Origin of the sequence: Lysobacter sp. CA199, assembly GCF_052078715.1 — a bacterium.
Taxonomy (GTDB): Bacteria; Pseudomonadota; Gammaproteobacteria; order Xanthomonadales; family Xanthomonadaceae; genus Lysobacter.
This window is the reverse complement of sequence record NZ_JBQJIL010000025.1, coordinates 1-16,496: the sequence shown is the minus strand read 5'-3', so window position 1 is coordinate 16,496 and position 16,496 is coordinate 1. Positions and strand designations below refer to the sequence as shown.

Annotated in this window: 12 protein-coding genes; 7 read left to right on the top strand and 5 right to left on the bottom strand. The window is 56.3% G+C overall.

Going from position 1 to position 16,496, the window contains the following annotated elements; all coding sequences use genetic code 11:
- The first annotated feature begins 193 nt into the window (after positions 1–193).
- From ACTOWJ_RS29125 to ACTOWJ_RS29105, 5 genes are all read left to right on the top strand, one after another.
- Positions 194–796 carry a TnsA endonuclease N-terminal domain-containing protein gene (locus tag ACTOWJ_RS29125; RefSeq protein ID WP_441338138.1) on the top strand — a complete coding sequence of 201 codons (603 nt, stop codon included), beginning with the start codon at positions 194–196 and terminating at the stop codon, positions 794–796.
- Complete coding sequence (locus ACTOWJ_RS29120) at positions 793–2,700, top strand: Mu transposase C-terminal domain-containing protein (RefSeq protein ID WP_441338137.1); 1,908 nt, start codon at positions 793–795, stop codon at positions 2,698–2,700. Before ACTOWJ_RS29125 ends, ACTOWJ_RS29120 begins: the two co-directional genes overlap by 4 nt.
- The gene (locus ACTOWJ_RS29115; protein ID WP_441338136.1) at positions 2,697–3,584 is read left to right on the top strand and encodes a TniB family NTP-binding protein; all 888 of its coding nucleotides are present in this window, start codon (positions 2,697–2,699) and stop codon (positions 3,582–3,584) included. The genes ACTOWJ_RS29120 and ACTOWJ_RS29115 overlap by 4 nt, the downstream gene beginning before the upstream one ends.
- A 6-nt stretch (positions 3,585–3,590) precedes the next feature.
- The gene (locus ACTOWJ_RS29110; RefSeq protein ID WP_441338135.1) at positions 3,591–4,613 is read left to right on the top strand and encodes a TniQ family protein; all 1,023 of its coding nucleotides are present in this window, start codon (positions 3,591–3,593) and stop codon (positions 4,611–4,613) included.
- Between the two features lie 572 nt (positions 4,614–5,185).
- Complete coding sequence (locus ACTOWJ_RS29105; RefSeq protein WP_441338134.1) at positions 5,186–6,109, top strand: hypothetical protein; 924 nt, start codon at positions 5,186–5,188, stop codon at positions 6,107–6,109.
- Positions 6,110–6,260: 151 nt separating this feature from the next.
- Here the strand turns inward: ACTOWJ_RS29105 and ACTOWJ_RS29100 are convergent, their stop codons facing one another.
- Both ACTOWJ_RS29100 and ACTOWJ_RS29095 read right to left on the bottom strand, forming a co-directional pair.
- Complete coding sequence (locus tag ACTOWJ_RS29100; RefSeq protein ID WP_441338133.1) at positions 6,261–7,934, bottom strand: UvrD-helicase domain-containing protein; 1,674 nt, start codon at positions 7,932–7,934, stop codon at positions 6,261–6,263.
- Positions 7,934–9,952, bottom strand: a complete 2,019-nt coding sequence (locus tag ACTOWJ_RS29095; protein WP_441338132.1) for an ATP-dependent nuclease — start codon at positions 9,950–9,952, stop codon at positions 7,934–7,936. Before ACTOWJ_RS29095 ends, ACTOWJ_RS29100 begins: the two co-directional genes overlap by 1 nt.
- Before the next feature lie 212 nt (positions 9,953–10,164).
- Here ACTOWJ_RS29095 and ACTOWJ_RS29090 point away from each other — a divergent pair, with 212 nt between their 5' ends.
- Both ACTOWJ_RS29090 and ACTOWJ_RS29085 read left to right on the top strand, forming a co-directional pair.
- Positions 10,165–10,857 (top strand): hypothetical protein, encoded by a 693-nt coding sequence (locus tag ACTOWJ_RS29090; RefSeq protein WP_441338131.1) that lies wholly within the window; start codon positions 10,165–10,167, stop codon positions 10,855–10,857.
- Entirely contained in the window at positions 10,839–11,681 is an 843-nt protein-coding gene (locus ACTOWJ_RS29085) for an 8-oxoguanine DNA glycosylase (RefSeq protein WP_441338130.1), read from the top strand. Before ACTOWJ_RS29090 ends, ACTOWJ_RS29085 begins: the two co-directional genes overlap by 19 nt.
- Positions 11,682–12,273: 592 nt before the next feature.
- On the opposite strand, the gene ACTOWJ_RS29080 is transcribed toward ACTOWJ_RS29085, so the two are convergent.
- The 3 genes from ACTOWJ_RS29080 to ACTOWJ_RS29070 form a co-directional block, all read right to left on the bottom strand.
- Positions 12,274–12,879 (bottom strand): 7-cyano-7-deazaguanine synthase, encoded by a 606-nt coding sequence (locus tag ACTOWJ_RS29080; protein ID WP_441338129.1) that lies wholly within the window; start codon positions 12,877–12,879, stop codon positions 12,274–12,276.
- Positions 12,872–14,101: a PfkB family carbohydrate kinase gene (locus ACTOWJ_RS29075; protein ID WP_441338128.1), complete on the bottom strand. Its 1,230-nt coding sequence runs from the start codon at positions 14,099–14,101 to the stop codon at positions 12,872–12,874. Before ACTOWJ_RS29075 ends, ACTOWJ_RS29080 begins: the two co-directional genes overlap by 8 nt.
- A gap of 385 nt (positions 14,102–14,486) precedes the next feature.
- The gene (locus tag ACTOWJ_RS29070; RefSeq protein ID WP_441338127.1) at positions 14,487–16,367 is read right to left on the bottom strand and encodes a hypothetical protein; all 1,881 of its coding nucleotides are present in this window, start codon (positions 16,365–16,367) and stop codon (positions 14,487–14,489) included.
- Positions 16,368–16,496 lie beyond the last annotated feature (129 nt).

The following is a 16,496-nucleotide window of genomic DNA, read 5'->3' as shown; positions in this document are numbered from 1 at the left end:
CTGTGAATAACAATTAATTAAGCGACTGAACATATTGCAAATGAGGGCCCTGACGAGCATGCTTCCAGCTAATAGCGCGACCCACAGATAAGAATTAGAGCGACCAGCTTCGGGATACGGCTTAATGGCGCGACTAAGTTCAGACAGCCCAGTAAGAGAGCTCCGAACGAGCCGAAGAAGCCTTACCGGACGGGTGGCTTTGGGCGATGGCGGCGCGGTGGTCTTTGAGTCTTCGCTGGAGCGTGACTGGCTAATGGCGCTGGATTTCGATCCCAGTGTTCGGACCATCCAGGTCCAGCCGTTTTCCCTCCACTACCAGATCGAAGGATTCACGCGGCGATACACCCCGGACGTCCGAGCCGACTATGACTATCCGAGTGGCAGCGCGACCGTCGTATATGAGATCAAGCCGTGGGAAGAACTGAGCATCAACTGGGCGAGATATCGCCCACGGTTCAAGGCTGCGGTTCGTTATTGCCGAGGACGAGGATGGCGCTTCAAGATTCTGACTGAGCATCAGATCAGAACTGCGCTGCTGGACAACGCGAGATTCTTGCGTCGGTACCGAAGCATGCCGGAGCAAGAGCTATATGGGCAGCAACTGTTGTATACGATGCGTGCACTTGGAAAAACCACGCCGCAGGCATTGCTTGCCGCAGCCTATTGGGCTGAAGAGACGCGCATGGCCGCTTTGCCCATGCTGTGGAAGTTGATTGCGACTCGTCGTCTGTTAACCGATCTGCATGTGCCTCTCACTATGAGCGTGCCGATCTGGCTGTCGGATAACCGCATATGAGCGGGATCTCTAAGGCGTTCTTTCGCGCCGAGCCAGGGCAGCTTGTCCGGTTCGGAGAGAGGAATTTTCGCATTACACACATGCTATCGGTAGACAGTGTGCTCGCCGTCGACCTGGAGACGCAAGAAAGCCAGCGGCTGCGCGTGGAATCGATCATTCCTCTTCCACCGGAGGTGGAGACCAGAGCAAGGCCCGAGGTTGAACGCGATCTCGCGCATTTCAGTAAGGAAGAGTGGGCGGAGGCACAGCGTCGTTTCACTGCGATCAAGCCGCTGCTTGAAAATCCTCTGCGCACTCGCGCGATGACGGAAAAGTTGGCTGAGAAGGAACGGGTTCACGCGTCGACTTTGTACAAGTGGCTGAAGTTATACCAAGCTGCAGGACACGTCTCCGCGCTCGTGCCGGAGAAGCGTGGTCGCAAGAATGGGACGTTGCTACTGCGCGACGAGCAGGAGAAGGTCATTGCTTCGGCCATTGAGGACATATACCTGAGCAAGCAGCGCCATACTAAGCAAGACGTAGTAGATGAAGTAACGCGTCGTTGTCGCTTGGCAAAGCTCGATGCTCCTCATCCCAACACCGTCCGCAATCGCATTGCCTCGCTCGAACCGGCCCAAGCCCTACGTCGCCGGGGCTTCAGGGATGTGGCCAGGAATCGCTACGAAGCCATCCAGGGCGCATTCCCCGGTGCGACACACCCGTTCGCCGTGGTGCAGATCGACCACACCGAGGCCGATATCATCCTCGTTGATGAGGTGCATCGGCAGCCGATTGGCCGTCCTTGGGTGACGCTCGCGATCGATGTTTACAGTCGCATGGTGGCCGGCGTGTACGTCACCTTCGAGAAACCTGCTGCGATTTCAGTGGGTATGTGTCTGGCGCAGGCCATCTGCCCCAAGCGCGAATACATGGCCGAGCTCGGCGTCGGCGGCGAGTGGCCGGTCTGGGGCACCATGGGAGTAGTCCATAGTGACAACGGCAAGGAGTTTCGGGGCCAGATGCTCAAGCGGGCCTGTGAGGAATACGGCATGGATCTGCAATGGCGGCCTGTCACGTTGCCGCACTTCGGCGGACACATCGAGCGGTTGATGGGCACCATGGCCAACCAACTAAGGAAGCTGCCCGGAACCACCTTCTCCAACCCCCAGCAGCGGCGCGGCTACAACTCCGAAGCAATGGCGGCGCTCACGCTCAAGGAATTCGAGAACCACCTGGTGGACTTCATCGTCAACGTCTATCACCAGCGCATGCACTCCGAACTGGGGATGTCTCCTAAGAGCAAATGGAGCCTTGGCATCCTGGGTGACGCCAACTCCACCGGTACGGGCATGTTCCCGATGCCAGAAGATCCACTCCGGATCCACCTCGACTTCATGCCGTTCTACCAGCGTTCCGTCCAGCAGTACGGCATCCAGATCGACAACATCAGCTACTACGATCCGGTACTGGATCCCTACATCAACGCGATGGATCCAGATAACCCGAAAACCAAGCGCGAATTTCTGATCCGCCGCGATCCTCGCGATATCAGCAAGGTGTATTTCCTAGATCCCAAGGACGGACGATATACCGCATTGCCCTACCGCAACATCGGCTATCCAGCGATGAGCTTTTGGGAGCTCAGAGAGGTCCAAGCGCGCTTGAAAGCCGAGGGTCGCCGAGGTGTCGATGAGAACCTGATCTTCGAAGCGCTGGAGCGAATGCGTTCCAAAGTCGAGGAGGCCAAGCAGAAGAGCAAAGCGGCACGCCGGCAAGCCACGCGTAATCCCGTGGCGGCGAAGCACCGTGTTCCCAACTTCGCAGCGTCCCCGGCAACGCCTGCCGCCGCAGCGACTTTAGCCGTCGAGATTGATCCGTTCGATCAGCCGATCCGCCCCTTTGATGAAGTCTCGCTCGTCCGATGAGCCGATACAGCCACCTTACTCCGGCCGTTGCCGAGGCGTTGGAGCTGCCCAAGACGGAGCGGATCACGTTCTGCCAGACCGATCGCTGGATCGGGTATACGCGGGCCACGCAAATTCTCGATCAGCTGGATCAGCTGCTGACCTATCCGCGCAGTTTGCGCATGCCTAATCTGCTAGTGGTTGGCCGCAGTGGCAACGGCAAGAGTTCCATCATCGAGCATTTCGCCAACCGGCATCCGGTGCAAACGACTGAGTCGGGATCACCCATCGCGCCGATATTGAGGGTCGAGATGCCCGAGACGCCGGATGAGACCGAGTTCTGGTCCACCTTGCTATGGTCGCTGGCGATCTCGCACCGGGAGAAGGATCCGGCTTCGATCAAGAAGCGTCAGACCAAGTCTGTCCTTCAGTACGCCAAAGTGCGCCTGCTGGTGATTGATGAGTTCAACAATCTATCTAATGCAGGCAAAGCGGCGGGAGATCTACTTGCCGCAATCAAGGGGCTCAGCAACGAGCTGAAAATCTCGATCGTCGCGGCGGGAACCCAGGCGGCGATCAATGCACTCAACTCGGACCCGCAGATGAAGTCGCGCTTTGAGCCGACCGCGCTGGATCGTTGGAAGTTGAATGCCGAATACCTACGATTTCTTGCGAGCTACGAGCAGCTGTTGCCTTTGGCGGAGCCTTCGCACTTGGCAAGCCGCCAGTTGGCGCCCAAGCTCTACGGGATGGCCGGCGACACGGTGGGTGGTACGGTCAAGCTATTGAAGGCTGCATCCACGCATGCCATCAACACCGGTGTCGAGCGAATCACGGCCGAAGTCCTGGACGATCTTGGCTGGACGCGGCTGGGTGATTGGGATGCTGTGGCGCGTGTGGTGTGACGCGCCGTGCGCTGGCCTTTTCCACTTGTGCCTCAAGTCGACGAGCTCCTTAGCTCGTTTCTAGTGAGGGCGTCTCATCTGCATGGGCTGGCACCGTATCGATTTTGCGCTTATCACTTCCCGAATATTCCTATCTGGAACCGGGATATCGACCGCTCCGCGCCGGATGCTCTGCTGATAGCCATCGCCGAGAAAGCGGACCTGCCATGGGAGCAGGTTGTCGGAATGACCCTGCGTAGCGCTGCGACAACATTAGGATCTGATGTCGAGGGCAACAGCCCTTGGATCAACGCCGTGGGTGTATATCACCGCTTGCGGCGGCGTTGGGGTCAGCAGTACTGCCCGGCGTGTTTGATCGAGCATCCCGTGTTTTACCGCTCATGGCGTCTTTCGTTTGTCGTCACTTGTCGCCGGCATCAGGTCCGCTTGCAGGACGCCTGCCCTCACTGCGATGTGCCGCTTGCCATACATCGGCAGCAACTATCGGCGTGCCTGTGTCACGCCTGTAGTCTGCCTTTGTCGAGAAAGGCAGCAGATTCTCCACTGTCAGCCAGGGCTCTGTGGTTGGCGCAATCTCGCTGGGAGCATGCCTTGACGGACAATCACGCCATGATCAGCCGTGCCCGCATTCCTGCCCAAGCGCTGTTCCAAGGGGCTCGTGTGCTGATGAATCTCATCAAGCCGTCGGGCTCCATCGGACCGAAGACTCATAGCGTCACTATGGAATTGGCCCGCGTGGAAAAGAGAGCGGAAGTTCTGCTACATCTTGAACGTTTGATAGAGCAGTGGCCGGATGGCTTTAGCGCGGCCGCTCGCCAGCGCCATCTGACGCAACGGAGTTTCGTGCGCTGGTCACTGCCAGATTGGCTGGGCACCGTGGTCGACCAACTACCCAGAGGAAACTCACGTGCTGGGGCCGCCCACCGTGGAACTAATAGCATTCGGGCCAGGTTAGAGGCGTCGAGACGTCAGGGTGGCGCCTGGAGAACCGCCCGGGCCGAGCTGCTTTGGCGAGCGGCTAACCCATGAGTCTAGATCACAAAGGCCAACGATACTGCGACCAATGCGGACGCTCGATAACCAATGCCCATCGCATTCACAAGAACAAGGATTATTGCGCCTCGTGTTATGCACAGGTATTCGTTTCCGTGCCATGTAGCAGCTGCGGGAGTCAGATGCGTACGCATCGACACGCAACGTCTGCCCCGGTTTGCCGCCAATGTGATCGCCAAACGCGTCGGTGCCTGCGTTGCGAGCGTCCTGCGTGGAGAGCTGCTCGTGTGATCGATGGGCGCCCGGTCTGCGGCTCTTGCGCGCCTTACTTCTTGGAGCCCGAGCCGTGCGCTTGGTGTGGCATAGAGAGCGTGCACCTGTCGCGGGCCCCGAGCATTGGGGTCAACGAGAAAATCTGCAATGCGTGCCGGAATAAGCTTACCCATCGCAGTTGCGCCGTCTGCCGGCGTTATCGTCCGGTGGCAGGGCTGCTGGAAACGGGTAAGCCACATTGTGGGGCCTGCACGCCTGGTGCTGCGCAAATCCATGCCTGCCCGGCTTGTGGGGTACACATCGCAGGGAGTGGCCATGGCAAATGCACTGCCTGCTTGAATGCCGAGCGGATTAAGCGTGATGGGGCAGTTCAGGTCCTCGCACTGGAACGGGACTGGGCGAGGATTGCTTATATGCAATTCGGACAGTGGCTGCTGGGCGAGCAACCTAAAAAGCCGAACCTTGCTAATACGTTTGCTGCCCACTTCCCATTCTTTATTCGCCTGGACGCGGCCGTCGCGGACGCGCGGACGCTACAGGGTGACGGGCTCCTGCAGAACTTCAGCGTCGCCGAACTGCGCAAGCATGTGCTTCCAGTTCGATTCCTGGAGATACACGCTGGCGTCGCGCTGGACGAGGGCGCTAAGCAAGAGCAAGTCGAACGCAGCCGAATCGCTGAAAAGCTGATTGCTGTGCGGAACACGACGTCTGGGGCGCTATTGAAACAATACGTGGACTGGCTTGAGCATCAGGTCACGCCGACTCGGACGATCCGTCTGTATCTCACGGCCGCTAGTCAGTTGTGTCAGGCCGAAGGGCTCGCCGAAGGCCGGCCCTGCAGCGAGGAGCAGCTGCGATGGTTCTTGCGCAAGCATCCAGGCGCCAGGGCCAGCCTCTTCCGCTGGCTGACATTTTGCCGAACAGCGCTAAATTGGGATATCAAAATGCCGCCCCGGGCAACTCAGAAGCGCCGCGAGCCGCGCACGGTTCGTGAGTTATCAGTGCTTTTGGTAAAGGTCAACCAGATTGGCGTGAAGAACGCGCCTGTGGCGATGCTGCAGAGAATAATAGCAAAAGCGTTTGGCTTCACGATCAAGCGTATGGGGTCTAACGCATGGTCGATTCACACGCAAGAAAAAGACATCTACTTGTCTGACGAAATTGAATCTGTGCGGGTGCCGGCGCAGATGCAAGAGCTCGTAACGATCTGGATGCAACGTGCCTCGAAAAACGCGGGGATTGGCCCTCCGACGACATAGGGTTGTCCTGTAGTGCTTCGCCGATAGAAAGCTGCTTGTTGCCGACATTTCGAGCCGCAGATATCGCCTTGCATATTCGACTCCAAAGCGTTACCAAAAGGCTCGGCTCAAAAGCATTGAGAATCCATGCTGATGGTTCAACAAGGTTTGCTCAGATCGCGACTGCATCCACACCAAACAGTTCGTCAAGCTTGCTCTTATCTGAGTGGCCTAAGTTCGCGACGATCAAGGTGTCCTGGGCGCGCGAGCAGCAGACATAAAATAGATTTCGAGACCGTTGGAGGCGGCTGTCGCTGCTGTCTGCGCCCCCGAGCAAGTTGCCAAAAGAGTATTGGTTCCAGTTAGCTCCGGCGTCGTCAAGAATCACGAGGACGTTTTTGAACTGGTCTCCCTTCACGCCATGTTTCGTTGAGTAAGGGAGATTCGATTGGAGAACCGCTCGGTAGATGCTGACCTCTCGGTATGGAATATCCAGCAGCGTCGTTAGAAGCGTCTGATGCTTGGCGGCCGACGAACCCTCCTCAACGGCTTCAAACTTCCCAGACAGTGCGATGCTGAGGTCATCCAATAAAGGCAGCAGTGCTGTCTTGTCGATATGTCTAAGCACATCGCCCAGCGACGCTCCGCCATCAGCCAGCTTGAGAAGCTCATCCAAGGCCTTTCTGATCTTTTCCTTCTCATCCTGGGATGCAAAAGGCTTTTTGCGTTCGCTGATTAGGGCGATTGTCCGACCCACTTTTCGACTGCGCCAAGCCTCAATGACCGTATCGACTTTCCTGGTGAGGAAAGCAGCAATGGGGTCATCACCAGACTGGAAGCTGTCTTTAGCGAAACTCCCGCGATCATTGTAGGCGCTCCAGAGAGCCTCATATCCAGCCTTCCGGGCGATCAGTCTGTGCGTAAGGAAAAGCACCTTCAACTCGCCGAGGATTTCGATACCTAGGTTAGCTTTCGCCTTGTCCAATGCTGCGCGAGTAATGTCGGCTTCTGGGTTGATTCCCGCAAGATTCACATAGACGGCTGCTCCCTTAACGTTATCGCCCGATGGAACTTGCTTGATATCGTTACGAATCTTGTTCAGCACGTCGATCACCGTCTCGGAGCAGCGATAGTTCTCATCTTTTTTGATAGTGACTAACGCGGCTTGATGGTCGGCCGAAAGCTCCCCGATTCCTTCGGGATAGATGCTCTGCATCTTGTCGCCGAAGAAGCCGATAAGCGGTGGTGCTTCAGCTTTGATGAGGTAATCCATCAAAATCGATATCACATGGGCATGGGTGTCCTGGTACTCGTCCACGAAGATGAAAGGGAATCTGGCCGCTACGACCTTCGTCAGCATAGGGTGGCACCGGAACATCACCTCGGCTACGCCTAGAAGGTCGTCGTGATAGATGCGGCCTTCGAGAAAATTCGCGCCACGTTCGGAGTAGCTGATCGGCGGCTTGCTTTTCATAGCAGCAGCAAGTTCTGTGCCTTCAACCCGACGCCGGCTCTTCGCTGGCAGCTCATGATTGAAGGTGACAAGTGCCGCACGTAGCTCTTTCTGGAAGTTCTTGATTGCCTCCCACAGGAAGTCGTGGATGGTGGTAACGCTGAAGAGTGGATCGTGATCTGTCCGCTCAATAATCTCGTTCTTCGCGACATTCGTGAACGTGATGCACGCAACGCTTTGGCCGTCTTTAACGAGTGCCTTCCGCTCTGGGCCGCGAATGTAATCGAGCGCTCCAATCAGAGAGGAAGTCTTCCCTGAGCCCGCACCGGCATCAATTAGGAAGCTCATTCTCCCCTCAAGGCACTCCAAAATCTTTTGGTCAGCCAGAGTCATCAGGAGGCCCCTTGTTTCGCTAACCACTCCAGGCCATCTTGAATATATTTTGGCGTGGTCCAGCCGGATTCGGCCATGAGATCGAGCGCGAAATCTACCTTCCCGAGTTTGCCGCTCAGGTTGAAGCCTTCAGCTGGAAGGCCGGTCGCAACCGACTTCGCCACCACATCCGATGTTGCATTCAGCTTGGCGTGGTTCGCCGCCAGCCAGGCCACGTTCGCGTAGATGAAAGCCTCCTCAAACGATCGGCCACAATGCCCGTTTTCAGCTACTTGATAGGCAACCCGGATACGCCCCTCAGTCTTGTCCGCATCGGAAGCGGCAAGGAGATCCGCTACAGTGGTCTTTTTTGGAAGCCAGCTCTTAAGGCATGCGTTGGTCGTTGCAGTTCCGCCAGCGACAGGACACGTCTTGGAATCGTTATCAACGGCATCGAAGTCGGTGACAATCAGTGTCGGGATTCCTAGGAACTCCAACAAAGGCTTGAACTTGTGGGCGTAAGCTCCGCCGACCTCCGAGATGCTGATGTACTGGCTGGCTAAGTCTTCGAACCCAGCCTTAGTCGCGCACTTCTCGATCATCAACGGGAGAAGAAGGCGCTCCACTTGGCCCTCTACCAGTATGGCTTTGTCAGCGAAGAACAAGTCGCAATGAGTGAGTTTGATGTATCTACGCAGGAAGTCTAAGATTTCGGGCGCTTTGGGTGGAAGCGGCAGCTTTGACAAATCTTTGACGATGACCCGACGCCCGGCTCGACGGAAATAGCGCACCGGTTCAAAAGCGGATTGCGCGATCATGTGTGATGAATGGGTGGAGAGAATCACCTGAGCGGTTGCGCCGCCGTCGCTTTCGAGGGCTCGTGAGATCTCGCTGATGAAAACCGTTTGCATCTGCGGGTGCAGATGGGCTTCCGGCTCTTCGATAGCAATGATGTGGACGCGAGGTCGCTCGTCGGGTACAGCCTCCAAGGCTGCTCGGAAGGACTCCAGTTGTAAGACGATATATATAAGATTCTTGTAGCCGAGGCCATTGTACTTCTCGGGTAGCTCGAACTCCTCTACGACTCCCTGTTTTCCAGCGTGCTGGCTGGCGTAGAAGATCCGTGCGTTGTCGCGATAGATTGTTTCCGCACTCATCTCCGCTCGGACACGAAGGTCTGGGGCAGCTTGGCCCTGCGGATAACCGAAGTTTTGAAGCCTGGTCGTGAGTCGACCGAAGGCAGCGCCGTATTTTGTGGTCAAGTCAGCGGCGCTGTCGCGAAGCGCGTCTTCAATCACCTGATATCCGGCAGCGTCGTTTGTCTTATAGAACTTCGTATAGTGGTCATGCAAGAGCTTGGAGAGCTTGGCTGATCGGGCGTTGTCGTCGTCGTCTACATGGCGCTGGGCTGGAACGACATCGATCCTAAGAAGTCGTTTCAGTATCTTCCCGTCTTCAAGTTTTTCAGCCTCCTTGCCGTCCTGCGAGACCTTAAAATAAGTTCGACTGAAATAAGCCCGGAATGAGTCTCTGAGAAATTCGCAAAGTGTTTGATTGACGATTGGGCGCGCCTGAAAATCGTCGATAAGCTTTTTCGCATTGTCGAGCGCGTATTCGATCCGGATGCGAACGCTACTGTTGCCGGGCGACAGATCCATGAGTAATTGGGTGGCAGCAACTAGGTCGACAGGATCATCTTCATATGAGAATGTGAGATCGAGCCGCATGCGAGGTGCTAGGCGGCGAACGAGCTCGTACTTGTCCTCAGGCTTGGCCAGCCCAGGCAGTGCAGCCTCTATCCGCTTGAAGTCCCGATGACGAAGCTGTGAGAGGTCGTGGAAGGTGATACCCGCCATCTTCGCTCCGGCTTCACCTTCCGAAGCCCTGGGTTTCGTAAACAGACGAAGCGCATCCATTACGGATGTCTTCCCGCTGTTATTCGGTCCGACGAGAATTGTCGTTGTTTTTTGGTCGGCTAAATTGATAGTTAGTCGACGCAGAAGCCGAAAATTTCGGACCGAGATGGTTTCAAGCCGCATGACGTCGCCCCAAGAACGCTATTTTCTCCCCCCGAGCATACCGGAGGGATTGTTCTCCTGAGCACTGGCTTTGCGGCGCACTGAGTGGCCTCTTCATGAGCCAATCCGAAATTGTTAGTGATATGAGAGCTTGCGTGAGTGTGAAGCTAGCAGCGGCCTAAGCTGGGCCAGCTTGCTTGACATCATCGTCAGTTTCGACGATGCTTCGTCGAATGCGATATCCGGGCGGAAAAGGTAAGTGCTTCCAGCACCTGATCAACCTCATGCCGACGCATGAGGTGTACATCGAGTCACATCTCGGTGGTGGTGCAGTGATGCGGAACAAGCGTCCGGCCACGCGTAACATTGGCATCGACTTGGATCCGATAACCCTGCGGTGCTGGAACGACATCCTGCTTCCTAATCTGGAGCTGGTACATGGAGACGCACATAAATATCTAAGCCAGTTTTGTTTCACTGGCGGTGAGCTTGTCTATGTGGATCCACCATATCTCCCGGAAACGCGACGCCGTGATCGTATCTATCGTTGCGATTACTCGGATGCTGATCATGTGGCCTTGCTCGAACTGCTGCGTACTCTGCCGTGCGCAGTCATGATTTCGGGCTACGAAAGCGATCTTTACAGCGACATGCTGAACGGATGGCGGCGTATCACGTTCGATGCTAAGACGCATGTTGATGTACGACAGGAATCGGTATGGATGAATTACGCTGAGCCAAGCGTTCTTCACGATGCGCGATATCTGGGTGCGAACTTCCGAGAGCGACAGCAGATTCAGCGTAGGCAAGCGACCATTCGTCGCCGAGTACATGCGATGCCGGCAGCCGAGCGCGCCGAGTTCATGCGCTGGATGAGTGAGACTTACGGGTCTATTGAGGAGGTCTTATGCAACGTGCCTGCGTAATGCTGGCGAATGCTCAAGTCAGTATCGAGTTGCCTGCACAGGACGCTGAGATTCTTCCGGGCGTACATTGGGGGCGTGTTGACGCATTCCCTACGCCTGCCTACTGGGCTTACCAAGTCATTGCTCGCCGCATTGAATCGCAGACGATCCGCTACAAGCTAGGAACGACCTTGCGCGAGGAAATAGGCGCCTGTCTGTTGGGCGGCCACGGAATCCCCGCCAGTATTGGCTTGGCTGCCTTTGAGCATCTCAAGCAGAAGGGCGCGTTTGCAGGCGATCCGCCGGATGAGCAAAACTTGCGGCAGTGGCTGAGTGAGCCGATGCTTTCTGGCGGACGCCAGGTGCGCTATCGCTTTGCGGCGCAGAAGGCCCGATATCTTGCTGCGGCACTGCTGAAGGTGGCTAGAGAGTCTGCGCCATCGGCAGGCCGTCTGCTGCGCGATTGGATGATCTCAGTCCCTGGCATCGGTTACAAAACCGCTTCATGGATTGCACGCAATTGGCTGGACGCCGATGATGTGGCGATACTCGACATTCATATCCTACGCGCGGGTGTGTTAGCTGGTTTTCTGGATTCAGAGCTCACGGTTGAACGCCATTATCTCCAACTGGAGCAGCAGTTCCTGGACTTCAGTCAGGCGATGGATGTGAAGCCTTCAGAGCTCGATGCGGTGATTTGGCTCGAGATGGCGCGATCACGCGCTACGGTTGAAAGCATCCTGCGCGAGCTACCAGAGAGCAGCTTCAAACGGCGTCATGCGCCATCACGCCCGAGCGTAGATGCGAGCAAGCCCCACGCCCACCAATTGTCCTTGCTGCGCTAAGCGGCTAGTCCAGTAATGTCCAGTCACACCGAGCAAGCATGCAGCGAGTCCATGTGCTTGAGCAGCAAGGCAGATATTGCCTTGCAAAATACCGGCGTCACGCCAGAGCAGAGATTCATGGTTTTCGTACTTGGCAGCTAGGCGGCCGGGCTCACCGACGAAAGCCAAATAGACTCCTGGCTTGTGCTCTGCAACCAAGGCCGCGTGTTCCAGAAGCCCGTCTAGAGATCGACTGCCGTCGCCGATTACGTCTAGACGATGATGTTGAGGGTTGTATCTGGCCCAGGATGAAGTTTGCGGAAGCTGTACGAGGATGTGCACAGGGTGGAGAGCGCCTGCTGACGGAACAGGACGTCGTTCCATCTGAAAGCCGTATGGTGAAGGAGCAGTAGCGAGGGTGCGGCCTACATGCCACAGAATGAAGCCAACTTCGGCCAAGTCTGGATGAGTGCCGTCAACGTGGGAGCGGCGTTCGGACCACAGCGCCGCCACATCTGTGATGAGGGGGGCCGAGCCTGGCTCCAAATCCACAGTGCTACTTACCGGCCAGACGAACGGTGAGTATGTCGAGGCCAGGGGCCTAGGTTGGGGATCAGGCGTGCTCAATAGCGACATAATTGAGCTGTTCCATGGTCTCGAAGTACTTGTTGCAACCTCGGCATTGCCCACAGGACACGTTAGCTTTATGGCAACTGTGCGCCAGTGCTATCAACGAGCGCGGAATCTTTGAGGTGAGAATGAGTTCACTGGTGGACATGGCGATGGCCGGCGCAGTCACTCGCAGCCCACCTTCTTGGTATGCCAGCAGAGCGTCTAGCTTGTTGATGAACTCCAGAGTTCCGTCTAGGTGTGTTTGATCGCTGGTGACCGTGCCGAGCATGAGCTGTTTCACTCCAAGGGAAACGGCTTTCATGGCAGCAAGCGTTACCAGCATTTGGTTGCGATAAGGCCACCAGTCCGAAGCAGGAGCGTGGTGATCGGCATTTGAACCCGCCATATCGCCAGAACCCAAGGCTCGCATATTGATCCTGATGACATGGTGATCCATGCCTAACTCGCGAGCCAAAGCATCGGAGGCCTCAATTTCGGCTTCCGCGGCAAGCTGTCCGTAGTCGAGGGTGAAAGCCGCCGTGGGTCTTTTCCAGTAGGCAAGCGCGATAGAGTCCATACCACCAGAGAGAAGGATTGCGTCAGACACGCGCTGCCTCCCAAACAGTGTGGTAGATCGCCGAAACGAAGTCGTCTGTCATGATGCAGCCGGATCCCTCCATCATTTTCCGATCTTCAGAGTGCTCACACTCGCTGTAGACGACCACTGGGTGGTTGATGGCACGTGCATAGCCGGTCTCATAGATCGTTCCAGCATCAAGGCCATCCACAAGGGCCAGCAAGAGCGTGGTGCTCCGGATCGCTTCAAGATCCTTCTCCACGACGTCCTCGGCCGAGCCATGGCCTACATCGTGATAGGGCGAGAATACATTCAGCCCCATATCGATCAGCGTGGTGCGAGCTTGCTCGACCAACCATAGTTGCGGCAGATTAAAGAACGGACCAGCCAAATACACTTTTGGCCTCTCGCCCCGGCACCAGTCTGGACTTACATCTATAGGCGGGCGCTTAAACTCACTCAAGGCAGCTCGTGAAGCGTAACTTCCGCCATGCTCGCAGAAGTAGGCAGTTGCGAGGGATGCCTGGTTGGCTGCTTCATGCGCCGAAAGCCCATCGTGTAGCCAAGCGCCTGCGAATTGGGCAGCGAAATTGTCGCCGGAGCCGATCTTCCAAACGCGCCGGGTTCGGTACGCTGGAACTGTGCTGACCGTGCCGCGGTCAAAGACTAAGGCGCCGCGTGGCCCCCGCTTAATGATGACCACCGCAGCGTTTTGCTTCTCAGCAAGGGTGCGTGCAACTGCCTCGTCATCGTCGGTGGTGTCTTGTCCAAGAAACAGGTGGGCTTCGTGCCTATTGAGAACCAAGGCTAATTCATCTGCCGTCGAACCATTGGCCGAGAATGGTTGGGGGTCTACTGCATTCTGTGGATCATAGACCGCTCGCTCCGCGTGAATGATCGCGTCGCCTTCGATCATGCCGAAGCGCAGCGCTTTCGATGTGTGCACGCAGATGGGAGGGTTCTGTTGGTCGCGACCATAGATTGCAGGCACCGACAGCCCATGTGTGTAGTGAAATCCCGGGGTTACCGGAATGGTTGTGATGTGTAGGCTGATCGTTGTCAAGGCTGCTTGGTAGGCAAAATTTTCTGCTGCTGACTCATCCGCATAGGCGTGCAGTTCTACCGGCACGTCCATCGTCGCCAACGCAAGCGCTGCACGGCCCCCAGAACCAACATATGCGTCCCAACGAGGATGCATGCACAGTTCGCGATAAATCCCGCCAACGACCGTTATCAGATTTGCTTTGCTCATACTGCTGCGATCCGGACATTGACCTGAGGGCCATTCACTGCAGTCACTTTGGCGTGATAAACGGTTCCTTGCTGAATACACTCACGTAGCCGTTGCACATTGGGGGAGGCCACACCGCCTGCGGTATGTCCGTTGTATCGGACTACGACCACGGAGATGGTCCCCGCCACCTCGATAGCGACGTCTAGAATTGTTCCAACGGTAACTCCCTGAATGACCTGCATCTTGGGAGAGCTGATCTGAGTGTTGATCACCAAATTCTCGCAAGATGGGGTAGCACTCTCAAAACCACCACCGTAGCCACTTCCACTTGATCCTGACATTGCATTCCCCTTCCCTGTGATGATGCATGTTGCTTCGAATTGAGTTGAACGCGGCGGATAAGCTAATCCTGCTCGCTGCCCTTTGCCGCCAAAATTGGTCTCTGAGTGCAGCGCTGCAAAAAGCTCTTGATACTCTCCGCGCTCAGGCCGTTGACCGTGAACTCATCTTTCACATCTGTTTTCTTCTGCGCGCGCACATAGGTGTGCTGGTAGAAATCGCATCGCATTGGTGGATAGTCAGCAGCCATAGTCGAGATCACTTCTCGCACCGCGCGTCCTTGCGCCAAAGCAATTGCCTGGAGGCAGTGATCGACGATTTCCTCAAGCCCGCCTGCAGGCGGTTCGATCAATGCTGGCGAGCACATACCGGATTCGGTTTCTCGCCGCTCAATTTCGAACCAAAGAAGATCCACCCCGCGCATCCGAATTTCAACGACCAGTGCAGCGCGTGGAGTAAGTCTCGGATGCCGAGTGTTGCGCTTCGATGCTGGGTTAAGAATGATCCATCCGCGCCCAGGAGTGCGCCCTGTGCGGCGCATGCGGTCGTCTAGAAAGTTCCAGCAAGTGATGCCCGAGCGGTCGGCGCGGGCCGATCCGGACGTAGGCTCGACTAAGAAAAAGTGTTCAATAGCTCCTTCATTTCTCAGGGCCTCCAGATTGGCAAGCAAGTATGAGAAATGATGGGCGCTCGCCATCTGCCGGCTCTCCATCAACGCTTTGTGGTCAGCACTGGACTCGCTGGTGGAGGCGCCGGTTGATTCCTGCTCCCTGGGTTCGGCGTTAGTACTGAATGGGTTGCCCTTGTCGTATTGCTTGCTGCTGCGTTTGGTGAGCTTAGTGACTCGAAGTCCGTTATCCCACGACAAGCCGATACCTTCGTAGGCATGAGCTTCTGACGCTGTCGAAGCGTTGTTCATTGATGAAAGGAGGGTCCCATCCGGTCCGCGTCGACTCGATTGCCGCTCGCTGTACGGGCGGGATTCCAGGGTTTTTATGGGTTCCTCACTACCAGCGCCACTGTTGCGACGCTCGAACTGAATTGCGGGTAGGTGGGAGGGCCAATTGCAGCTTTCGATATGAGTGGCAAGGAAGGTGCGCGAACCTTTGCGCTCCACATACTGCAGCCAGTGCCCTCTGAGATTCAGACTGACCGATCGCTCGAATGGGATCTTGCCGCTCGCGTACCAAGGTGCCCACGCATCGCTACCCCTATCCTGGAGCGCATGGCCATACAGTGATCGAGCGCAGCGCTCAGCGTAGCCGTCGAAGTGGAACAGGGCCATTAGCGGCGCGTACTGGTCCAAAACCTTGGTTTCAATGATGATATTCCAAGCCCCAGTCTCCGGATCAATCCCCGTTTTGAGGCCAGACTCCATTTCACCGAGATAGATCAGGCCATGCTTAATGTGATCCCACGGGCCGCAGGCGAACGCATTGGCAATTTCGGTGTGGGGAAAATAGAAGGTCTGCTCGATCAGTGTTCTGGGAATAACAATGTCGGCATTCAGATCCTCGTCCCGGTAAAGTAGACATCTGGATCGCCATAGTTCTCTAGGGAGCTCGAATTGCGAGGGATTCAACACTCGAAACGGCCATTCCCAGTCACTTGGTCTTGGTAGCTCGTCCGCACAGGAGACAGATCTTGCTGACGCTTCGCCGTTGGTCAATGTGACCCTCTGGCTTCGGAGAGGCAGCGTGCCAACAAGTTCCTTCTCGCGGAACACTTGGCCGATACGAACATACGGAAGTGAGCCTACGTGGATCTGGGCGAGCTGATATATCCGCTCACCCTCACGCTGGACAGGCTTGCGGAGAAGGCGAGGAGCGTCGAGGCGGCGAATGTCCGCGGGGTGCTGGGCTGTAACTTGCTGAAAAAGCACATCAACAGCCGGCGATCGGCTCAGCTTATGGGCTTGCCGATAACCATCGATCCACTTGATCATCCAGAAGTCATTCCCTTTCGGGAACTCTTTAAAGTCCATGTAAAGAGTCTGGCTTGGCCCTTACCTAGCGCAAATCTATCGCAGTCGCTTCTATAAGTGGAGTGTCGCCCCTATAGATGGCATTGACAG